The sequence below is a fragment of the Halomonas sp. genome (assembly GCF_014859505.1).
In the GTDB taxonomy this organism is placed as follows: Bacteria; Pseudomonadota; Gammaproteobacteria; order Pseudomonadales; family Halomonadaceae; genus Halomonas.
This window is the reverse complement of the sequence record NZ_JACUUD010000048.1, coordinates 1-20,367: the sequence shown is the minus strand read 5'-3', so window position 1 is coordinate 20,367 and position 20,367 is coordinate 1. Positions and strand designations below refer to the sequence as shown.

Below are 20,367 nucleotides of genomic sequence, written 5' to 3'. Positions count from 1 at the left end.
TGTCTGGTGGCTACGCCCTGATTTGAACAGGGGACCCCATCATTATGAGTGATGTGCTCTAACCAGCTGAGCTACGTAGCCAGGCCGTCGGGCAGATGTATGCCTTTCAACGGGGTCATATTATGCCGAGGCCACCACCGCATGGCAACCCCTGCCGTACCGACCTCTTGCTCTGCCCTCTTGCCCGCCCCTTATATTGATTGAACGTTCAATAAAAGAATGGCAGGCTATGCCTACCCTCACCATGCTCAACGCATGGCGCCAAGTCAGCCCTGGAACAGGAGGTCTCGAGGTGCCCAAGGTCGGAATGGAAACCATCCGCCGCCAGCAACTGATCAAGGCGACCATGGCGGCTATCGACGAGGTCGGCCTGGCCGATGCCACCGTCATGCGCATCGCCCGGCACGCCGGCGTTTCCGCGGGCATCATCAGCCACTACTTCGGCGGCAAGGATGGCCTGCTGGAAGCGACCATGCGCCAGATCCTCAGCGACCTGGGAACAGCCGTGGCGGCTCGCCGAGCCAGTATTGCCGACGCCAGTCCCCGGGCGCACCTGAGGGCCATCATCGAGGGCAACTTCGATCGCAGCCAGGTCACCGGCCCTGTGGCCAAGACCTGGCTGGCCTTCTGGGCCAGCAGCATGCACCAGCCGGCACTGCAGCGTCTGCAACAGGTCAACGACCGCCGTCTCTACTCCAACCTGTGCGCCCAGTTCCACCGCCTGATGCCTCGCGCCGAGGCACGCCGAGCCGCCCACGCCCTTGCCGCCATGATCGACGGCCTGTGGCTGCGTGGCGCCCTGACCCCCGAGGGCCTGGACGCCGATGCAGCACGACGTGTGGCCCTGGCCACCCTGGACCAGCTGCTTACCGCCACCCCCTCTGCTGACTGAAGGAGAGCCCCATGACACAGCGCAATCCCCTGCCCCTCTACATCGACGGCCGCGAGGTAGACGCCAGCTCAGGCGCCACCTTCGAGATCGTGAACCCCTTCGACGGCAGCCTGCTGGCCCGCGTGCAGCAGGCCGCAGCCGCCGACGTGGACGCCGCCGTGGCAGCCGCCAGGCGCGGCCAGCGCGAATGGGCCGCCATGAGCGGCATGGCCCGCGGGCGCATCCTGCAGCGCGCCGTGGCGCTGCTCCGGGAGCGCAATGACGAACTCGCCGAGCTCGAGACCCGCAACACCGGCAAGCCGATCAGCGAGACCGCCACGGTGGACATCGTCACCGGCGCCGACGCCCTGGAGTACTACGCCGGCCTCGCCGCGGCCATCGAGGGCACCCAGATCCCGCTGCGCGAGGAGTCGTTCGTCTACACCCGCCGCGAGCCGCTGGGCGTGGTGGCCGCCATCGGCGCCTGGAACTACCCGATCCAGATCGCCTGCTGGAAGGCGGCCCCGGCCCTGGCCGCCGGCAACGCCGTGGTCTTCAAGCCCAGCGAGGTGACCCCGCTCACCGCCATGAAGCTGGCCGAGATCCTCACCGAGGCTGGGCTGCCCGACGGCGTCTTCAACGTGGTCCACGGTGCCGGCGAGGTGGGCGCCCTGCTCACCGAACATCCCGAGATCGACAAGGTCTCCTTCACCGGCGAGGTGGGCACCGGCCGGAAGGTGATGGCCGCCGCCGGCGGCTCCACCCTCAAGGAGGTGACCATGGAGCTGGGCGGCAAGTCACCCTTCGTGGTCTTCGCCGACGCCGACATGGACCGCGCCGCCGACGCCGCCATGATGGCCAACTTCTACTCCAGCGGGCAGATCTGCACCAACGGCACCCGAGTCTTCGTCGAGCTCTCGGTCAAGGCGGACTTCGAGGCCAGGATCGCCGAGCGCATGGCACGCATCCGCGCCGGCGACCCGCTGGATCCGAGGGTCAACTTCGGTCCCCTGGTGAGCTTCGAGCACCAGGCCAAGGTGCTCTCCTATATTGCCCTGGGCAAGGAAGAGGGCGCACGGCTGCTGGCCGGCGGCGACGACTGGACGAGCGGCGACGTCGCCGGAGTTGACCGGTCGCAGGGTGCCTGGGCGGCGCCCACGGTGTTCACCGACTGCACGGATTCGATGCGCATCGTGCAGGAGGAGATCTTCGGCCCGGTGATGGCAATACTGGCCTTCGATGACGAGGAGGAGGTGATCCGTCGCGCCAATGACACCCACTACGGGCTGGCCGCCGGGGTCTTCACCGAGAGCCTCAACCGCGCCCACCGGGTGATCCACCACCTGGAGGCGGGCATCTGCTGGATCAACACCTGGGGCGAGTCCCCGGCCGAGATGCCGGTGGGCGGCGTCAAGCAGTCCGGCGTGGGCCGCGAGAATGGCATCGAGACCCTGGCCCACTACACCCAGACCAAGTCGATACAGGTGGAGATGGGGCCCTTCGAGTCGGTATTTTAAGGAGTCGACATGACCGAGCTTCGTGAATTCGACTACGTCATCATCGGCGCCGGCTCGGCCGGCAACGTGCTGGCCGCCCGCCTCACCGAGGATGAGGACGTCTCGGTGCTGCTGCTGGAGGCCGGCGGCCCCGACTATCGCTTCGACTTCCGCACCCAGATGCCGGCGGCCCTGGCCTACCCGCTGCAGGGCAAGCGCTACAACTGGGCCTTCGAGACCGACCCCGAGCCGCACATGGATGGCAGGCGCATGGAGTGCGGCCGCGGCAAGGGGCTCGGCGGCTCCTCGCTGATCAACGGCATGTGCTATATCCGCGGCAACGCCCTGGACTACGACAACTGGGCCAAGGCGCCGGGGCTCGAGGACTGGACCTACGCCGACTGCCTGCCCTACTTCCGCAAGTCCGAGACCCGCGACATCGGGCCCGACGACTACCACGGCGGCGACGGGCCAGTGAGCGTCACGACGCCACGCACCGATAGAAAGCCGGGCAACAACCCGCTCTATCGCACCTTCATCGAGGCAGGCAAGCAGGCCGGCTACGCCGAGACCGAAGACGTCAACGGCTACCGCCAGGAGGGCTTCGGCCCCATGGACCGCTTCGTCACCCCGAACGGCCGGCGCGCCTCCACCGCCCGTGGCTACCTGGACATGGCGAAGCCGCGGGCGAACCTGACCATCGAGACCCGCGCCATGACGGACGTGATCGAGTTCGATGGCAGGCGCGCCGTGGGCGTGCGCTACCGGCGCGGCGGCCAGGTCCAGCGGGTGCGCGCCCACCGCGAGGTGCTGCTGTGCGCCGGCGCCATCGCCTCGCCGCAGATCCTGCAGCGCTCCGGCGTGGGTCCCCGCGAGGTACTCGAGGAGTTCGGCATCGAGGCGGTGCACGTCAACGACAACGTCGGCGCCCACCTCCAGGATCACCTGGAGATGTATATCCAGTACGAATGCCGGGAGCCGATCTCTCTCTACCCGGCGCTGAAGTGGGTTAACCAGCCGAAGATCGGCGCCGAGTGGCTCTTCCTCGGCCGCGGCATCGGCGCCAGCAACCAGTTCGAGTCCTGCGCCTTCATCCGCACCAGCGACGAGGAGCCCTGGCCCAACCTGCAGTACCACTTCCTGCCCATCGCCATCAGCTACAACGGCAAGAGCGCGGTACAGGCCCACGGCTTCCAGGCCCACGTCGGCTCCATGCGCTCGGAGAGCCGCGGCCGCATCCGCCTCGCCTCCCGGGACCCGGAGGCGGCGCCGAGCATCCTCTTCAACTACATGTCCACCGAGAAGGACTGGCAGGAGTTCCGCGACGCCATCCGCCTGACCCGGGAGATCATCAATCAGCCCGCCTTCGATGCCTACCGCGGGCGAGAGATCTCCCCGGGGCCCGAGGTGCAGTCCGACGCCGAGCTGGACGCCTTCGTCAAGGCGCATGCCGAGACGGCCTACCACCCCTGCGGCAGCTGCCGCATGGGCGAGGGCGACGACGCCGTGGTGGACGGCCAGGGCCGGGTACACGGCGTGGAGGGGCTGCGAGTGGTGGACGCCTCGCTCTTCCCGCTGATCCCCACCGGCAACCTCAACGCGCCGACCATCATGCTGGCCGAGAAGATCGCCGACCGGATCCGCGGCCGCGACCCCCTGCCGAGAAGCGACGCCCCCTACTACGTGGCGGGCGACGCCCCCGCCCGCGGCGAACCGAAGCGCCGTCTCGAGGCATAGCGCCGCCCCTCGTCGCCCCCAACGCCTCGCCCTGCCCTGCAGCGCGGGGCGTTTTCGTGGCCACTGGCCGGTTGCACCGATGTGGGCTAGTCTGCAAGAATTCAAACATCTGTTCGAATTTCTGCGTCTCACCACAACCGGAGTCACTCCATGCTCACCCTGATCCTGCTGCTCGTGGCCGTCATCGGCCTGCTGGCGGTGATGCGCCGCGAGGCGGGTGCCCTGCCCGCCCTGGCGGTGCTCGCCGTCACGGGCCTGGCCAGCCTGCTCCTCGCCTCCACCCTGCTGGGCCTGCTGCTGCTTGCCGGGGCCATCGCCGTGGCGGTGGCCGGCCTGCCGGCCCTGCGCGGCAAGTGGCTGACCCCGCGCCTGTTCGCCATGTTCAAGAAGGTCTCACCGAAGGTCTCCGACACCGAGCGCGTGGCGCTGGAGGCCGGCAGCGTGGCCTGGGACGGCGAGCTCTTCAGCGGCAAGCCGGACTGGCAGGCGCTGCTGGACGTCAAGGACGAGGGGCTCACGCAAGAAGAGCGTGCCTTTATCGACAACCAGTGCTCGGTGGCCGCCGGCATGTGCAACGCCTGGGAGATCGCCAAGGAGCGCGCCGACCTGCCCCAGGCGCTCTGGGACCACCTCAAGCAGGAACGCTACTTCGGCATGATCATTCCGAAGGAGTACGGGGGCCTCGGCTTCTCCGCCAAGGCGCAGTCCCTGGTGCTGCAGAAGCTCTCCATCAACGAGACCCTGATGGTCACCGTGGGCGTGCCCAACTCCCTCGGCCCAGGCGAGCTGCTGCTCAAGTACGGCACCGAAGAACAGAAGGACCACTACCTGCCGCGGCTCGCCGACGGCCGCGAGATCCCCTGCTTCGGCCTCACCGGCCCCCGCGCCGGCAGTGACGCCACTGCCATCCCCGACACCGGCGTGGTCTGCAGGCAGGTCATCGACGGCAAGGAGGTGCTCGGCGTGCGCCTCAACTTCGAGAAGCGCTGGATCACCCTGGCCCCCATCGCCACCGTGGTGGGCCTGGCCTTCCGCCTGTTCGATCCGGAAAAGCTGCTGGGCGACGAGGAGGATCGCGGCATCACCCTGGCGCTGATTCCCCGCGACACCGCCGGCATGGAGATCGGCCGCCGCCACCACCCCATCGGCAGCCCCTTCCTGAACGGCCCGATCAAGGGCCGGGACGTCTTCGTGCCGCTGGACACCATCATCGGCGGCACCGAGATGATCGGCCAGGGCTGGCGCATGCTGGTGGAGTGTCTCTCCATCGGCCGCTGCATCACCCTGCCCTCCGGCGCCACCGGTACCGCCCGCTACGCCATCGGCTGGAGCGGCGGCTTCGCCCGCATCCGCCGGCAGTTCAACGTGCCGGTGGCCGAGATGGAGGGGGTCCAGGAGCCACTGGCGCGCATGACGGCGCTGGGCTATATCGCCCAGGCGGCGGTCTACCAGACCGCCAACACCATCGACCGCGGCGAGAAGCCGGCGGTACCCTCGGCGATCCTCAAGAGCCAGCTCACCGAGTTCCAGCGGGTGATTCTCGGCGACGCCATGGACATCCACGGCGGCAAGGCGGTGACCCTGGGGCCGCGCAACTACCTGGGTATCGGCTACAGCGCCAACCCGGTGGCGATCACCGTGGAAGGCGCCAACATCATGACCCGCAACCTGATGATCTTCGGCCAGGGGGCGATCCGCTGCCATCCCTATGTGCTCGAGGAGCTCGCCGCCCGGGACGCCGACGACATCCGGGCCTTCGACAAGGCGTTCTTCGGCCATGCCGGCCTGATCTTCGGCAACGCCGCCCGCGCCTTCACCCAGGGCCTCGGGATCGGCAGGCCCGCCGTGCCCTTTGACGCCGAGGCACAGCGCTATGCCCAGGAGATCGCCCGGCTCTCGGCCGGCTTCGGGCTCTGTGCCGACGCCGCCATGGCGAGCCTCGGTTCCACCCTCAAGCAGCGCGAGATGCTCTCGGCGCGGCTGGGCGACGTGCTCTCCAACCTCTACCTCGCCTCCATGGTGATCAAGCAGTGGCATGAGGGCGACAAGGTCGAGGGCGAGGCGGCGCTCTTCCACTACGCCTGCCAGTGGCTGCTGGGCCGCGCCGAGCAGGCGCTGGACGAGCTGTTCGACAACCTGCCCAACCGGGCACTGGCCCGCCTGCTGCGCCTGGCGGTGATGCCGCGCGGCAAGCGCTTCAAGCGGCCCCAAGACGACCTGGCCCGCACCATCGCCCAGGCCGTCTCCCGGGACACCGCCCTGCGCCAGAAGCTGCTGGCCGAGACCTGGGCGGCCGACGACGGCGTGCAGGAGAACCCGCTGGCACAGTACAACGCCCTGCTGGCGACTCAAGAGCGCGCCGAGGGCCTCTACCGCACGGTCAACAAGGCCTATGCCAAGGGGGAGCTGCCCGCCGATGCGCTGCACCCCGAGCAGCGGGTAGAGGCGGCGCTGGAAGCCGGGCTGATCTCGGCCGACGACGCCGCCTTTATGCGCGAGCGCGAGGCCGGGGTGCTGGAGCTGCTCACCGTGGACGACTTCGAGTACGACGCCTTCGTTACCGACAAGTCCAAGGTGCTGCGCCACCAGGCGGCCTGACGCCTCTCTACACTGCCGCAACCCTTCGCCCCGGCCCAGTGCCGGGGCGATTCGTTTACAGCGGCCACACCAGCAGGATCATGGGAATGGCCACCCCCACCACGACGACCTCCAGCGGCAGACCCATGCGCCAGTAGTCGCCGAAGCGGTAGCCGCCAGGACCCATCACCAGGGTATTGGACTGGTGGCCGATGGGGGTGAGGAAGGCGCAGGAGGCGCTCACCGCCACCGCCATCAGGAAGGGATCCACGGAGGCGTCGAAGCCGTTGGCCAGGCTCACCGCAATGGGCGCCATCAGCACCGCCGCCGCCGCGTTGTTGATCACGTCAGAGAGCATCATGGTAAGCACGAAGAGCCCGATCAGGGTCACCACCGCCGGCCACTGGACGCCCCACACCAGCATGGCCTCGGCGATCAGCGCGGCGCCGCCGCTGGTCTCCAGCGCCTGGCCCACCGGGATCATCGCACCGAGCAGCACGAGCACCGGTCCGTCGATGGCCTGGTAGCCCTCGCGCAGGGGCAGCACCCCCACCAGCAGCGAGACCAGCGCTGCCGAGGAGAGCGCCACCGCCGCCGGCAGCAGCCCCAGCAGGATGGCCACGATAGCCGCCGCAAAGATGCCCAGCGACGCCAGCAGCATACGCGGCTGACCGAGCGTCAGGTTGCGGCTGGCGAGCGGCAGACAGCCCAGGGTGGCCAGGCTCTCGGCGAGCTCGCTCTCGCCGCCCTGCAGCAGCAGCACGTCGCCGGGGCGAAAGCGGATCTCGCGCAGGCGCTGCTTGAGGCGGCCGCCGTCCCGGGCCACCGCGACCAGGTGCAGGCCGAACTGGTTGTGCAGGCGCAGCTGAGTCACGGTGTGGTTGACCATCATGGAGTCGTTGCGCACCACCGCCTCCACCAGCTGCAGGCCCTCGGTATCCACACCGGTCTTATCCTCATTCTTCTCTTGCTTCTTCTCCTTTTCCGCTTGCTTGCCGTCGCGCTCCTGCTCCTCGCCTTTATCCTGTTTCGGTCTCTCGGCGCGCTTCTCGGCCTTCTGCTGCTCTTCGGCTGCTTGCTCCTCGGCCTCCTTTTCCTCATCCTCGGCGTCCTTGCCCAGGCTCAGGCCCGCCTTGTCCTCGAGCAGTTTCATTTCCTCGGGGCCCGCCTCCAGCAGCAGAATGTCGCCCTCCCTGAGAGTGCCGAAGAAGGCGTGGCCGGCGCGGCGCTTGTCGTCGCGCACCACGGCGAGCACCGGAATGGTCTCCTCCAGCTCCTGCTGCAGCTCGCGCAGGGTCAGGCCGTTGGCCTTCGACTCCTCCCCGACGCGCAGCTCCACCAGGTAGTTGGCGGTGTCGAACATCGCATCCAAGGAGGCCTTGCCCGCGCGCTGGGGCACCAGCCGCCAGCCGATGAGCAGGATAAAGGCGAACCCGGCCAGGGCCACCGCGGCGCCCACCGGCGTGAAGGAGAAGAGGCCGAAGTTCTCGCCGGTGACCGAGCCGCGGTAGCTGGCGATGATGATATTGGGCGGGGTGCCGATCAGGGTGGTGAGCCCCCCCAGCAGCGAACCGAAGGCCAGCGGCATCAGCAGCAGCGACGGCGAGGTGTCATGCTCCCGGGCCAGACGCATGGCCACCGGCAGCAGCAGCGCCAGGGCGCCGACGTTGTTCATGAAGCCGGAGAGCACCACCACGGTGCCGGTCAGGGCAGCCAGCTGCAGGAAGAGCCGCTCGCCGACCCTGAGCACCTGCTCGGCGATGACGTCCACCACCCCGGAGCGCTCGAAGGCGCGACTCAGCACCAGCACCGCCGCCACGGTGATCACCGCCGGGTGGCCGAAGCCGAGGAAGGCCTCCTCGCCCGGCACCAGCCCCAGCATCACCGAACCGAGCAGCGCCGACAGCGCCACCAGGTCATAGCGGAAGCGCCCCCAGACGAACGCCGCAAGGGTTGCGCCCAGCACGATGAAGACCAGGGTGCTGTCGGCCATGCGTTCACCTCCCTGTGAATGTCGATGCCGACAGCATTGCCAGGCCACCCGGTTGCGGACAAGCACTTTCTTGCGCCATAAAGCAAAAACCCGGCCGAAGCCGGGTTCCTGGCGCCTGTCGAGGCGGCTACTTCGCCATCTTCTCAAGCATGGCGTTGACCGCCTCCAGGTGCTCGGGCTCGTTGTGGCACATGCCCTGGAAGACCGCGCAGAGGTCGAGGAAGTCCTTGAGCTCGGTGCGCTGGGCCATCTTCATCAGTCGCTTGGTGAGTCGGGTGGCCTTCGGCGGCTGGGCGGCGATGCGCGCGGCCAGCTCGCCCGCCTTCTCCATCAGCGCCTCGGGCTCGGTCACCTCCAGTACGATGCCATACTCCTTCGCCTCCTCGGCGTCGATCACCCGCCCGGAGAGGGTCAGCTCGAAGGCGCGCTGGTAGCCGATCAGGCGCTGCATGAACCAGGCGCCGCCGTCGCCGGGGATGATCCCCAGGTTGAGGAAGGTCTCGCCGAACTTGGCCCTGGTGGATGCGATACGGATATCGGCCATGTTGGCCAGGTCGAAGCCGGCACCGATGGCAGGGCCGTTGACCGCGGCGATGATCGGCACCTCCACCGCCTGCAGGGCCAGCGGGATGCGCTGGATGCCACGGCGGTAGCGCGCCGAGACCTCGGCCACGTCGCCTTCGAAGTCGCCGCCTCGCTCCGCCATGTCCTTCACGTTGCCGCCGGCGGAGAAGGCGCTGCCCTCGCCGGTGATCACCAGCACCGAGACGGCGTCGCAGGCGTTGACCCACTGGGCTACGGTGACGATGTCATCCGTGAGGGCCGTGCCGGTCAGGGCGTTGCGCACGTCGTGGCGATCCAGGGTCAGGGTGGCCACCCGACCCTCCAGGGTCAGGCGCGCGTCGGTGAGCTGGGGAAGGCTGGGCGGGGTCGTCTGGCTCATGAATGGGCTTCCTTGTCGGTTGAGGCGTCGCGTTCCACGATAACCCGCGCATCCACCACGGCATAGCCGTCGGCGTTGACGATCACCGGGTTGAGGTCGAGTTCGGAGAGCGCCGGGTAGGCCTCGACGATGCGCGACACCTTGAGCAGCAGGTCCACCAGCGCCGTCTTGTCCACCGCCTTCTCGCCGCGCACGCCGCCGAGAATCTTCTTCGCCTTGATCTGCTCCACCATGTCCTCGGCGTCGCGACGCGAGAGCGGGATGGCCCGGAAGGCCACGTCCTCGAGGATCTCCACGAAGATGCCGCCGAGGCCGAACATCAGCACCGGGCCGAAGATGGGGTCACGGATCACCCCGAGGATCACCTCGACGCCCTTCTTTGCCATGGGGGTGACCAGCACCCCCTCGATCTCGGCGCTGGCGTCATAGGCCAGGCAGGACGCGAGGATCGCCCCACGGGCCTCGCGCATGGCGGCCTCGCCCACCACGTTGAGCTTCACGCCGCCGGCGTCGGACTTGTGCAGGATGTCCTTGGAGACCACCTTCATGGCCAGCGGCGTCTCGCCACTCTCTCCAGCAAAGCGCTTCGCCGCCTCCGCCAGCTCCGTCTCGTCGCGCACCACCAGCTCCAGGGGCACCTCGATGCCGTGGTCGCGCAGCAGCTGCTTGGCCTCGTACTCGAAGAGGTCGCGGCCCTCGTCCCGGGCGCGCTGGAACATGGCAGTAAGCTCGGGCAACGGCTCCACGCTGCGCTCACGGCTCTGGCGCTCGACCTGGGCCAGGTACTGGCCACGCTCGCCCAGCGCCGAGAGCACGCGCACCGAATGCTCGATGGAGGCGTAGATGGGCAGGCCCGCCTCATGCAGGCGGCGCAGCGCCGGCGGCTTGATCGGCGCATAGAGGCTGTAGATCACCAGCGGCTTGGGGGTCGCTCGGGAGAGGTCCACCATGGCCTCGGCGCCACGCATCTCGTCGCCCAGCAGGGATTCCGCGAAGCGGGTGCTGTAGCCGCCGAACATGCCCACCAGGAAGACGCTGTCGACGTTGTCGTCGGCGGCGACGATCTCCATGCAGGTGGCCAGCAGCGACGGATTGGCGTCGGTGGAGCCGGCCACGTCCACCGGGTTGACGGTGGAGGCCTGGGGAAAGAGCACGTCGCGCAGCTTCTGGCGGGTCGCCTCGGAGAGCTCGGCGAGCGTGAGGCCCGCCTCGGCCAGGCGGTCGGAGGCGATGGTGGCCTGGCCGCCGCCATCGGAGATCACCGCCACCCGCTTGCCGCGGGCCTTCTGCAGCAGGCCGAGCCCCTCGGCCACCGGCAGGATCTCGTCGGAGTGCTGCACCACGCTGATCCCGGCCTGCCTGAGCAGGTCCACGGTCATGGCATAGCTGCCGGCCAGCGCCCCGGTGTGGGAGCTGGCGGCCTTCTGGCCGGCCTCGGTGGAGCCGGACTTGTAGACCACCACCGGCTTCATGGCGGTCACCTCCCGGGCGACCTCGAGGAACTTGCGCCCGTCGCGGAAGCCCTCCACGTAGAGGGTGGCGACCCGGGTGTGCTCGTCCTCGCCCAGGTAGCGAAGGTAGTCGTTGAAGCCGATGTCGCTCTGGTTGCCCGGCCCCACGTAGGTGGAGAAACCCACGTTGCCGTTGTACTGGGCCTCCAGCGCCAGCGACAGCAACATGTTGCCGGACTGGGAGATGATGCCCACGCCGCCGGGCTTGACGTTGTCCAGCGCCAGCAGGTTGATCTTGTGATGCAGGTTGAAGATGCCCGACGTGTTGGGGCCGATGATGCGCACGCCGTGGGCGCGGGCCTTCTCCATCATCTCCCGCTCGAGCTCGGCCCCTTCCCCGCCGATCTCGGCGAAGCCGCTGGCGAGTATCACCGCGCCCTTGATGCCGCGCCGCCCGCACTCGGCGATCAGCCCTGGCACAGAGGGCGCCGGGGTACAGATCAGCGCCAGCGCCGGGCTGCCGGGAATCGCGGTGACCGAGGGCCACGCCTTGATCCCGAGGATCATGTCGGCCTTGGGGTTGACAGGGTAGATGTCGCCCCGGTAGCCATCCTTGATCAGGCCGACCATCGCCTTGTAGCCGCGCTTGGTGGGATCGGACGAGGCGCCCACCACGGCGATGCCGCCGGGCGCCAGGATGTCGTGGAGGGGGCTGCAGGTGGGGAGGTGTCCTTCGATGGGATTCATGTGCTGGCTGACCTTGCCCTCGGGGGCGAATGAAGAGTGGGCGATGAAGCGTGGTTCAGACCCGGCCGCGGCCGGGCAATTCATGGAGGTTCGGAAGAGACGGGGCTACTTGCCCTGGAAGCGCGGGGCACGCTTCTCGGCGAAGGCGTCCACGCCCTCCTGCCAGTCCCGGGTGGTGCCGACGAAGGTCATGCCCTCGAGCTCGGCGGCCAGGCAGGCGTCCAGGGTGCGCTCGCCGGAGAAGGTGAGCTGCTCCTTGGCCAGGGCCATGGAGAAGGGGGCCTTGCTGGCGATCCGCTCGGAGAAGGCCAGGGCGGCATCGAGGAAGCCCTCGTCGGGATAGTGGCGGTTGGCGAGGCCGATGCGCACGGCCTCGGCGCCATCGATGCGCTCGCCCAGGAAGACCAGCTCGCGGGCCTTGGCCAGGCCCACCAGGCGCGGCAGCAGCCAGGTCACGCCGCCGCCCAGGAAGTTGCCGATGGAGACCTCGGGCAAGCCGATCTGGGCGCTCTCGGCCATCAACAGGAAATCCGAGGCGATGGCGAGTTCCGCCCCGGCGCCCAGCGCAAAGCCGTTCACCGCGGCGATCACCGGGGTCTGCATCTGCATCAGCCGCTTGCAGACGATCTGCTCGCCCTGCAGGTACTGGCGGCGGTCGAAGGCGGTGCGCCCCTCCTTGTGTTCCTTCAGATCGGCGCCCACGCAGAAGGCACGGCCCTCGCCGGTGAGCAGCACCACGCGCACATCACCATCCGCCTCGGCGCGGGTCAGGGCATCGTTGAGCTCGGCGTAGAGCGCCTCGGTCACGGCGTTGAGGCGATGGGGACGGTTGAAGCGGATCTCCTGCACCTGGCCGTGGCGGCGAAGGATCAGGGTCTCGTACTCGGCTTGGCTCATGGGGGGCGGCACTCTCAGGGCTGGCAGATGGGTTCGATAAGCCAGGGCGATGGTGAATCGCCATGGAAACAAACGTGTCATTATTACCGCATCGGCAGCACGCTTGTTCTGCGAGCATCCTAGCCAAGGGTCGCCGACGGGTCAACACGCATGTGTCACGATTTTTATCGATAAGAAACGATTGTGCCATTCATCCCCCGAGCTCATCGGTTACAATGTCGCCGCCCCGCCACCAACCCAGGAGATCCCCGTGCTGGACCACGACGTGCAGGAGGTCGGTTCGCCGTCCCCGGAAGCCGGCGGCACCACGCGGCTGGATACGGTCAACCAGCAGCTCGCCGAGGCCTATCCCGAGCTCAGCCCCCAGCTCAAGCTGGCCGCCGGCTACGTGCTGGAGCATCCGGTGGAGATCGCCTTCCAGTCGATACGCAAGTCGGCCACCGCCGCAGAGGTGACCGCCTCGACCCTGGTGCGCCTCGCCAAGCGCCTGGGCTTCGACAGCTTCGATCAGTTCCGGGAGGTGTTCCAGTCGGCGGTCCAGGCAGGCCCCGTGGAGCTCTCCGGGCGCGCCAGCCAGCTGCGCACCCTGGCCAGCCAGACCGACGATCAGGTGTTTCTCGATGTGGGCGATGCCGCCTTCGACAATATCGGCCGGCTGTTCACCGCCGACAACCAGCAGCGGGTGCGCGACGCCGCCAGGCGGCTGCTGGCCGCGGAGAAGATCGCCGTGGTGGGATTTCGGGACACCTTCGCCTGCGCCTACCACTTCGCCTACGTGGGGCGCATCGCCATGCCCAACATCCAGCTGATCCGCGGCCAGGAGGGGGGACTGCTGACCGAGCTGGCGCCCTTCGGCGAGGGCGACGTGGTGGTGGCCTTCGGCTTCGAGCCCTACTGTGCCGAGACCATGCGCGCGCTGGAGATCACCCGGGCGGCGGGGGTCAGCGCCATCGTGGTCACCGACACCATGCGCTCGCCGCTGGTGCCGGGGGCCACCATCACCTTCAACGTGGCCAATGCCACGCCGCACTTCTTCCCGTCGATCCTCTCGGCGATCACCCTGATCGAGGTGCTGCTGGCGGAGTGCGTGGCCTTCGGCCCCGACGACCTGGTGGACAACGTGGCGAGCTTCGAGTCGCGGATGCGCGCCATGGGCGCCTATGTGGAGCAGGAGTAGGCGCGCGATCAGGCGGCGGCCGAGCCGTCAGAGACCCAGCAGCCGCTCGATGGCGGCGATATCGAGGTGCTGCTCCAGGGCGTCGGCCAGGCGATCCAGCTCCGCCTCCCGATGGGCGTCCAGGTCGACGGCGCCCTCCTCCGCCAGGCCGCAGCGCGCCAGCAGCGCCGCACCCGCCTCGGCCCTGTCGAAGAGCCCGTGCAGGTAGGTGCCCATCACCTGGCCATCCTCGCTCACCGCGCCGTCGCCCCCCCCCGCCAGCGCGCAGAACGGCCGCGCCAGCCCGGGGCCCTCGCTGACGCCCTGATGGATCTCGTAACCGGCGATCGGTACGCCCTCGGGCAGCAGGTGACCGGTGACGTTGCGCAGCCGCTTACCGGGCAGCAGGCGCGTCTGGATCTCGAGCAGCCCCAGCCCCGGCGTCGACCCGGCCGGCCCCTCCAGGCCTTCGGGGTCGTGGATCGCCGTGCCGAGCATCTGGAAGCCGCCGCAGATGCCGAGTACCCGGCCGCCATAGCGCAGGTGGCGACGGATGGCCTCCTCCCACCCCTGGGCGCGGAGCCAGGCGAGATCGGCTCTGGTGCTCTTGCTGCCGGGCAGGATGATCAGGTCGGCGGGCGGGATCTCGTGATTGGGCCCGACGAAGGTCAGTTCAACACGGGGATGCAGCCGCAGCGGATCGAAGTCGTTGTGGTTGCTGATGCGCGGCAGCGCCGGCACCACCACCTTGAGCGCCGGTTCGCCCGACTGGCGGCCGGAGAGGCCCAGGCTGTCCTCGGCGTCCAGCAGCAGCCCCGGCAGGTAGGGCAGCGTGCCGAGGACCGGCCTGCCGGTTCGCTCGGCAAGCCAGTCGAGCCCGGGCTCGAGCAGGGCGAGATCGCCGCGGAAGCGGTTGATGACAAAGCCGCGGGTACGCGCCTGCTCGCTCTTGCTGAGCAGCTCGAGCGTGCCTACCAGCTGGGCGAAGACACCGCCGCGGTCGATGTCACCCACCAGCAGCACCGGGCAGTCCACCGCCTCGGCGAAGCCCATGTTGGCGATATCGTTCTCGCGCAGGTTGATCTCCGCCGGACTGCCGGCCCCCTCGGCGATGATCACGTCATGGCGCGCCGACAGCGCCTCCCAGGCTGCCAGCACCGTGGCCTTCGCCTCGCGCTTGTAGGCGTGGTAGTCCAGCGCATCCATGTGGCCGTGCACCCGGCCGCGCAGGATCACCTGGGCGCCGCGGTCGCTCTCGGGCTTGAGCAGCACCGGATTCATGTCGCTGTGGGGCGCGACGCCCGCCGCCTGTGCCTGCAGCGCCGTGGAGCGGCCAATCTCGCCGCCGTCCGCGGTCACCGCGCTGTTGAGCGCCATGTTCTGCGGCTTGAAGGGTGCCACCGACACGCCCCGGCGCACCAGCACCCGGCACAGCCCCGCCACCAGCGTGCTCTTGCCGGCATCCGAGGTGGTGCCCTGGATCATCAGGGTGGTCATGGCAGAGTCATCTCGCCCAGTGCCTCCTGTAGCGCTGAATCCGTCAATGCGTGCCCCCAACCATTGCCATGCACCAGCTCTGCCAGTGGAAGACGCTGACGCCAACCTTGACGCGCCAGCTCGGGCTGCTCCAGGAACTCGCTGACATAGCCCAGGCACAGGTAGGCCAGGGGATAGACACGTTCCGGCAGGCCCAGCACCTGCGCCAGTTCATCCTGATCGAGGATACTGACCCAGCCCACGCCGATGCCCTCGGCGCGGGCCGCCAGCCACAGGTTCTGCACCGCCAGGCAGGTGCTGAACAGGTCCGTGTCGACGATACTGTTGCGCCCCAGCACGTGTTCGCCGCCACGGGCCCTGTCGCAGGTGATGCACAGGTTAAGCGGGCTCTCCAGGATCCCCTCCAGCTTGAGGCGTCGATACAGATGCCCGCGCTCACCGGCATGGTTCTCGGCCGCTCTGGCGTTCTCCCTCTCGAAGATGGCATGCACCCGGCGCCGCACTTCGAGGCTGTCGATCAGCAGGAAGTCCCAGGGCTGCATGAAGCCCACCGAGGGCGCATGGTGGGCAGCCTCCAGCAGGCGTACCAACACCTCCGGGGGAACCGGGTCTGGCAGGAACTGGGCGCGCACATCCCGACGCTCGTGGATGGCTCGGTAAACGCCAAGCCGCTGAGCCTCAGGAAAGGCGTGACTCGAGCTCACAACTCGATGCCCTTCTGGGCCTTGATCCCCTGGTCCTTGAAGGCGTGCTTGACCACCTTCATCTCGGTGACGGTATCGGCCAGCTCGATCAGCGCCTCGGGAGCGTAGCGGCCGGTGACGATCACATGCTGCATCGGCGGCCGGGCCTGGAGGTCGTCGAGCACCCGGTCGAGGTCCAGATAGCCGTAATGCAGGGCGATATTGAGCTCGTCGAGCAGCACCAGGTCGACGCTCGGGTCATTGAGCATGCCTCGCACCACCTCCCAGGCGGCCTCGGCGGCCTGGATGTCGCGCTCCCGGTCCTGGGTGTCCCAGGTGTAGCCCTCGCCCATCACGTGGTAGGTCACGTTGGGCAGCTCCCGGAAGAAGGCCTCCTCGCCGGTGCTGAAGGCCCCCTTGATGAACTGCACCACCCCGGCTTGCATGCCGTGACCCAGGGCTCGGGCCAGCATGCCGAAGCCGGAGCTGCTCTTGCCCTTGCCGGGGCCGGTAAGCACCAGCAAGAGCCCCTGCTCCTTGTCGGCGGCCTTGATGCGCGCCTGCATGATCTGCTGCTTGATGGCCATGCGTTCGGCATGGCGCTTCGGATCGACTTTCTTCATCTAATCACCTCACGGGAACGAAGACGGGGGCGCCGTCGACCTCGGCGGTGGCCAGGCGCTGGCCATAGAGACGCTCCAGGGCGGCGGGCACCAGCATGGTTTCCGCCGGCCCCCAGCACGCCTCGCCGTCGGGGTAGAGCAGCAGCAGGCGGTCACACCAGCGCGCCGCCAGGTTGAGATCATGCAGGCACATCATCACCGCCTGACCCGCGGCTGCCTCGCCGGCGAGGAGCGCCATGACCTCGGTCTGATGGTGCAGGTCGAGATGGTTGGTCGGCTCGTCGGCCAGCCAGATGCGTGGCGCCTGGGTCAGCACCGTGGCGATGGTCAGGCGCTGGCGCTCGCCGCCGGAGAGGGTGCTGACCAGGCGGTCGGCCAGGTGGTCGAGATCCAGCCGTGCCAGCGCCGCCTCGGCCAGGCGCAGGTCCTCTCCGCCCTCCATCTGCCAGGGCGACAGCCAGGGATGGCGACCGATCAGGGCGGTCTCGCGCACCGTGGCGGGAAAGCCGTCGTGCCGCTCCTGGAACACCAATCCCAGCCGCTGGGCGATCTGGCGACGGCCAAGGGTGGCCAGGGGCCGGCCATCGAGCAGCACCTCCCCTCGGCGCGGCGACCGCAGCCCCGCCAGGGTATGCAGCAGGGTGGTCTTGCCGGCCCCGTTGGGGCCCAGCACGCCCCACACCTGGCCAGGCTCGACGCTCAGCGTCAGCGCCCGGCCATCGGCGCGCCCGGGGACGTCGATGACCAGCTCCCTGGCGTCGAGACGGCTCATCAGCGGCTCCGGTAGAGCAGGTAGAGGAAGGTAGGGACCCCGAGCAGCGCGGTGATCACCCCTACCGGCAGCTGCTCCGGGGCAATCAGGGTGCGCGCCAGAGTATCAGCGAGCACCAGCAGGGTGCCGCCGGCCAGGGCACAGGCCGGCAGGATCAGGCGCTGGTCGTTGCCCAGCACCAGGCGCAGCATATGCGGCACCACCAGCCCCACGAAGCCGATGCTGCCGGCGGTGGTCACCGCCATGGCGGTGAGCAGGCTGGCGGCAATATAGATGACCCACTCCAGCGGCCGCACCGCCACCCCCAGCGCCGCCGCCTGCAGCGGTCCGCGGGCTAGCACGTTGAGGCTGCGCCCCAGCGGCACCACCAGCAGGCAGACCACCAGCAGCATGGCCAACCCCGGCCAGGGGGTTCGCGCGTAGGAGAGATCCCCCATCAGCCAGTAGAGCATGCCCGGCAGGCGGTCGGCGGGGCTCACCGCCAGCATCAGGGTGATCACCGCCCCCCAGCCGGCGGCCACCACCACCCCGGTGAGCAGCAGCCGCGATGGCGTCCAGCTGCCGGTGCCATGGGCCAGGCCGAACACCAGCAGGGTCGAGGCCAGCGCCCCGCCGAAGGCCGAGCCGGAGATCACCAGTCCCCCCATGCCACCCAGCATCGCGGCGAGCGCCCCCACCGAGGCGCCGCCGGATAGCCCCAGCACATAGGGGTCGGCCAGGGGATTACGCAGCAGCACCTGCATCAGCGCACCCGCCACCGCCAGCAGGCCGCCGACGGCGAAGGCCGCAAGCGACCTCGGCACCCGCAGGTCGAGAACCAGGGTGCGCGGCAGGACCTCGCCCCCGCCGGTGAGCACCGCCCACAGCTCGCCCGGCGCCACGCCGACGCTGCCGACGCTGACCGACAGCGCCAGTGCCGCCAGCGACGCCGCCAGCAGCAGGCCCAGGGGCAGGCTCAGCTGGCGCATCGGGCTCGTCTACCGTCTGCCACGCGCGACCTCCAGCTTGTCGCAGAGCATGCGGCCGCCCTCCAGCAGGCGCGGGGTGGGGCGCTGGATCAGCGAGGGCGGCACGAAGAAGAGATTGTCGCGGGCGACCGCGGTCAGGGCCGGATACTGCTCCCAGTGGGTGAGCCAGTGGCGGTTCTCCTCGCCCATGCCGCCGGCGATGATCGCCTCGGGGTCGGCGGCCAGTACCGATTCATCGTCGAGGCGGGGCACCAGCCGCGCGAGCTCACCGAAGACATTGACGCCACCGCACAGGGTCACCACCTGGCCGATCAGGTGCTCGTCGTTGACGCTCATCAGCGGCTCGTCCCACACCTGGTAGAAGACCGACACCGGCTCGGCCTGGGCGTGGCGCTCGGCGAGCTCCGCCATCCCCTCGCGGAAGCGCGTCGCCTCAGCATCGCCCGCCGCCACGCTGCCGGCCAGGCGCGCCAGCCGCTCGATGGCGGTGGCGACCCCCTCGACGGTACGCGGCTCGATCATGAACACCGGCAAGCCCAGCGCCTCGAGAGTTTCGAGCTGCTCCGCCGGGTTGCCGGTGATCCAGCCGATCACCAGGTCCGGCGCGAGCGATACCAGGGTTTCCAGATCCATGCGGGTGTGGCTGCCGACCGACTGGACCTCCCGAGCCTCGGGCGGATAGTCGCTGTAGGCCACCACCGCCACGACTTGATCGCCGGCCCCGGCCGCGTAGACCAGCTCGGTGGCCCCGGGCGAGAGCGCGGCGATGCGGCTGGCCGGCGCGGCCAGGCAGACCTCGCGGTCGCGGTCGTCGACGGCACAGGGCGAATCGGCGCGCACCTCGCTCGTGCCCAGCCCCGAAAGGGCCAGGCCGAGCGAAGCGCAGAAGACGGTAGCGGGGCCAAGGGCCCCGCTGAGCTGGCCGCTACTGGCCAAAGTGAACGCTCACGAAGGCCGCACGGCCGGCGTTAAGGTAGTCACGCGAGGTCTCGTACTCCTTGTCCAGTGCATTCTCCACGGTCAGGCGCGCAGACCACATTGGCGCAAAGCCCCAGCCGGCGCGCAGATTGACCAGACCAAAGCCTGACAGTCGGGTAGCATTGCCATAGAAGTCGTAATCATAGCGGTGGTTCTGAGCAATCCAGGAGCCCCCCAGAGACCAGTCGCCCAGTTGGCGATCGGCGTCCAAACGAAGGCTTTGTGATGCACGCCCACTCAGCCTGCTACCGGTCTCACGATTCTCAGGGTCGGTGTAAGTCAGTGCCGCGGCCAAGGTCCAGGAATCAATCTCGACACCCGTTGACAGCTCTGCTCCACGAATTCGGGCGCTATCTACCTGCTCAGGTGCGGAAGTAAAGTTCCCTTGATCTTTCCATTGAATCAGATCATCGATCTCGTTCTGATATAGGGCCAGATCCCAGAAATAATGCTGATATTGGCCGCGAAGCCCGAGTTCAAAGGCCTCGGCTTTCTCTGCTTTGAGGTCAGGATTACCGAAATTACCCCACTGATCACGATAGTAGAGGTCATTAAAGGTCGGAGCCTTGAAAGAGGTACCATAGCTGGCTCGAAGGGTGTGATAGGCACCCACATCATAGCCCAGCGCCAGGCTGCCAGTGACCTCCTCTCCATAGGCCTGATTATCGTCGTAGCGCAGGCTAGCCTGGACGGCGACGGGGGCAAAATCGAACAGGCCTTGGGCGAAGACGGCAGTATTGTCGCGACTTTCTACCAGGTAGTCATCAGAAGTCGTGACTGAGTCCTTTAAATACTCAGCCCCTAATACAAACTCATGCGAACCCAATCCCAAGGTATTTTCCCAACGTGCGGAACGCGACTTGGTATCGAAAACTGTCGCTCCAAAGCTATAGAGATTCTCTTGCTCATCACGCGACTCGCTAAGGGTCAGACGACTACGCCAGCTTCCAGTTACCGGCAGTTCGCCATAGATACCCG

Annotated in this window: 16 protein-coding genes and 1 tRNA gene; 5 read left to right on the top strand and 12 right to left on the bottom strand. The window is 68.3% G+C overall.

All coding sequences use genetic code 11. The features are described 5' to 3' along the window. Positions 1–4: 4 nt before the first annotated feature. Positions 5–81: transfer RNA gene (locus IBX53_RS08475), tRNA-Met, on the bottom strand. A gap of 211 nt (positions 82–292) precedes the next feature. Between IBX53_RS08475 and betI the strand changes: the two genes are divergently transcribed. The 4 genes from betI (at position 293) to IBX53_RS08455 (ending at position 6,702) form a co-directional block, all read left to right on the top strand. Further along, on the top strand, positions 293–892 hold the full coding sequence (betI, locus tag IBX53_RS08470) for a transcriptional regulator BetI (protein ID WP_290907918.1): 600 nt from the start codon (positions 293–295) through the stop codon (positions 890–892). 11 nt (positions 893–903) lie between these two features. After that, the gene (betB, locus tag IBX53_RS08465; protein WP_290907915.1) at positions 904–2,388 is read left to right on the top strand and encodes a betaine-aldehyde dehydrogenase; all 1,485 of its coding nucleotides are present in this window, start codon (positions 904–906) and stop codon (positions 2,386–2,388) included. A 9-nt stretch (positions 2,389–2,397) separates the two neighbouring features. Further along, positions 2,398–4,104, top strand: coding sequence for a choline dehydrogenase (gene betA / locus IBX53_RS08460; protein ID WP_290907912.1), 1,707 nt, complete (start codon positions 2,398–2,400; stop codon positions 4,102–4,104). Between the two features lie 150 nt (positions 4,105–4,254). Further along, complete coding sequence (locus tag IBX53_RS08455; RefSeq protein WP_290907909.1) at positions 4,255–6,702, top strand: acyl-CoA dehydrogenase; 2,448 nt, start codon at positions 4,255–4,257, stop codon at positions 6,700–6,702. 55 nt (positions 6,703–6,757) lie between these two features. Here the strand turns inward: IBX53_RS08455 and IBX53_RS08450 are convergent, their stop codons facing one another. The 4 genes from IBX53_RS08450 to IBX53_RS08435 form a co-directional block, all read right to left on the bottom strand. Continuing rightward, positions 6,758–8,674 carry an SLC13 family permease gene (locus tag IBX53_RS08450; RefSeq protein ID WP_290907906.1) on the bottom strand — a complete coding sequence of 639 codons (1,917 nt, stop codon included), beginning with the start codon at positions 8,672–8,674 and terminating at the stop codon, positions 6,758–6,760. Between the two features lie 127 nt (positions 8,675–8,801). Further along, positions 8,802–9,617 (bottom strand): enoyl-CoA hydratase-related protein, encoded by an 816-nt coding sequence (locus tag IBX53_RS08445; RefSeq protein ID WP_290907902.1) that lies wholly within the window; start codon positions 9,615–9,617, stop codon positions 8,802–8,804. Beyond that, the gene (locus IBX53_RS08440; protein ID WP_290907899.1) at positions 9,614–11,815 is read right to left on the bottom strand and encodes an acetate--CoA ligase family protein; all 2,202 of its coding nucleotides are present in this window, start codon (positions 11,813–11,815) and stop codon (positions 9,614–9,616) included. The genes IBX53_RS08445 and IBX53_RS08440 overlap by 4 nt, the downstream gene beginning before the upstream one ends. 105 nt (positions 11,816–11,920) lie before the next feature. Further along, positions 11,921–12,712 carry an enoyl-CoA hydratase/isomerase family protein gene (locus IBX53_RS08435; RefSeq protein ID WP_290907897.1) on the bottom strand — a complete coding sequence of 264 codons (792 nt, stop codon included), beginning with the start codon at positions 12,710–12,712 and terminating at the stop codon, positions 11,921–11,923. 250 nt (positions 12,713–12,962) lie between these two features. On the opposite strand from IBX53_RS08435, the gene IBX53_RS08430 reads away from it, so the two are divergent. After that, positions 12,963–13,889, top strand: a complete 927-nt coding sequence (locus IBX53_RS08430) for a MurR/RpiR family transcriptional regulator (RefSeq protein ID WP_290907896.1) — start codon at positions 12,963–12,965, stop codon at positions 13,887–13,889. A 27-nt stretch (positions 13,890–13,916) separates the two neighbouring features. Here the strand turns inward: IBX53_RS08430 and IBX53_RS08425 are convergent, their stop codons facing one another. The 7 genes from IBX53_RS08425 to IBX53_RS08395 form a co-directional block, all read right to left on the bottom strand. After that, a complete protein-coding gene (locus tag IBX53_RS08425) occupies positions 13,917–15,365 on the bottom strand; it encodes a cobyric acid synthase (RefSeq protein WP_290907894.1) in 1,449 nt (482 codons plus the stop codon). Continuing rightward, complete coding sequence (gene bluB, locus IBX53_RS08420) at positions 15,362–16,069, bottom strand: 5,6-dimethylbenzimidazole synthase (protein ID WP_290907892.1); 708 nt, start codon at positions 16,067–16,069, stop codon at positions 15,362–15,364. Before bluB ends, IBX53_RS08425 begins: the two co-directional genes overlap by 4 nt. Beyond that, positions 16,066–16,671: a cob(I)yrinic acid a,c-diamide adenosyltransferase gene (cobO, locus tag IBX53_RS08415; protein ID WP_290907890.1), complete on the bottom strand. Its 606-nt coding sequence runs from the start codon at positions 16,669–16,671 to the stop codon at positions 16,066–16,068. Before cobO ends, bluB begins: the two co-directional genes overlap by 4 nt. Positions 16,672–16,675: 4 nt before the next feature. Next, positions 16,676–17,443 carry an ABC transporter ATP-binding protein gene (locus tag IBX53_RS08410; RefSeq protein ID WP_290907888.1) on the bottom strand — a complete coding sequence of 256 codons (768 nt, stop codon included), beginning with the start codon at positions 17,441–17,443 and terminating at the stop codon, positions 16,676–16,678. Continuing rightward, positions 17,443–18,411: an iron ABC transporter permease gene (locus IBX53_RS08405; protein ID WP_290907885.1), complete on the bottom strand. Its 969-nt coding sequence runs from the start codon at positions 18,409–18,411 to the stop codon at positions 17,443–17,445. The genes IBX53_RS08410 and IBX53_RS08405 overlap by 1 nt, the downstream gene beginning before the upstream one ends. Positions 18,412–18,420: 9 nt before the next feature. Further along, positions 18,421–19,251 carry a cobalamin-binding protein gene (locus IBX53_RS08400; protein WP_290907883.1) on the bottom strand — a complete coding sequence of 277 codons (831 nt, stop codon included), beginning with the start codon at positions 19,249–19,251 and terminating at the stop codon, positions 18,421–18,423. A gap of 85 nt (positions 19,252–19,336) precedes the next feature. Then, the coding region (locus tag IBX53_RS08395) for a TonB-dependent receptor (RefSeq protein WP_290907882.1) at positions 19,337–20,367 on the bottom strand (1,031 nt) is incomplete at its 5' end.

Excerpts from the sequence above, each read along its gene's own strand:
- betB (WP_290907915.1), top strand. The coding sequence starts at position 904 with ATGACACAGCGCAATCCCCTGCCCCTCTACATCGACGGCCGCGAGGTA.
- betA (WP_290907912.1), top strand. The coding sequence starts at position 2,398 with ATGACCGAGCTTCGTGAATTCGACTACGTCATCATCGGCGCCGGCTCG.
- IBX53_RS08455 (WP_290907909.1), top strand. The coding sequence starts at position 4,255 with ATGCTCACCCTGATCCTGCTGCTCGTGGCCGTCATCGGCCTGCTGGCG.
- IBX53_RS08450 (WP_290907906.1), bottom strand. The coding sequence starts at position 8,674 with ATGGCCGACAGCACCCTGGTCTTCATCGTGCTGGGCGCAACCCTTGCG.
- IBX53_RS08445 (WP_290907902.1), bottom strand. The coding sequence starts at position 9,617 with ATGAGCCAGACGACCCCGCCCAGCCTTCCCCAGCTCACCGACGCGCGC.
- IBX53_RS08440 (WP_290907899.1), bottom strand. The coding sequence starts at position 11,815 with ATGAATCCCATCGAAGGACACCTCCCCACCTGCAGCCCCCTCCACGAC.
- IBX53_RS08435 (WP_290907897.1), bottom strand. The coding sequence starts at position 12,712 with ATGAGCCAAGCCGAGTACGAGACCCTGATCCTTCGCCGCCACGGCCAG.
- IBX53_RS08425 (WP_290907894.1), bottom strand. The coding sequence starts at position 15,365 with ATGACCACCCTGATGATCCAGGGCACCACCTCGGATGCCGGCAAGAGC.
- cobO (WP_290907890.1), bottom strand. The coding sequence starts at position 16,671 with ATGAAGAAAGTCGATCCGAAGCGCCATGCCGAACGCATGGCCATCAAG.
- IBX53_RS08410 (WP_290907888.1), bottom strand. The coding sequence starts at position 17,443 with ATGAGCCGTCTCGACGCCAGGGAGCTGGTCATCGACGTCCCCGGGCGC.
- IBX53_RS08405 (WP_290907885.1), bottom strand. The coding sequence starts at position 18,411 with ATGCGCCAGCTGAGCCTGCCCCTGGGCCTGCTGCTGGCGGCGTCGCTG.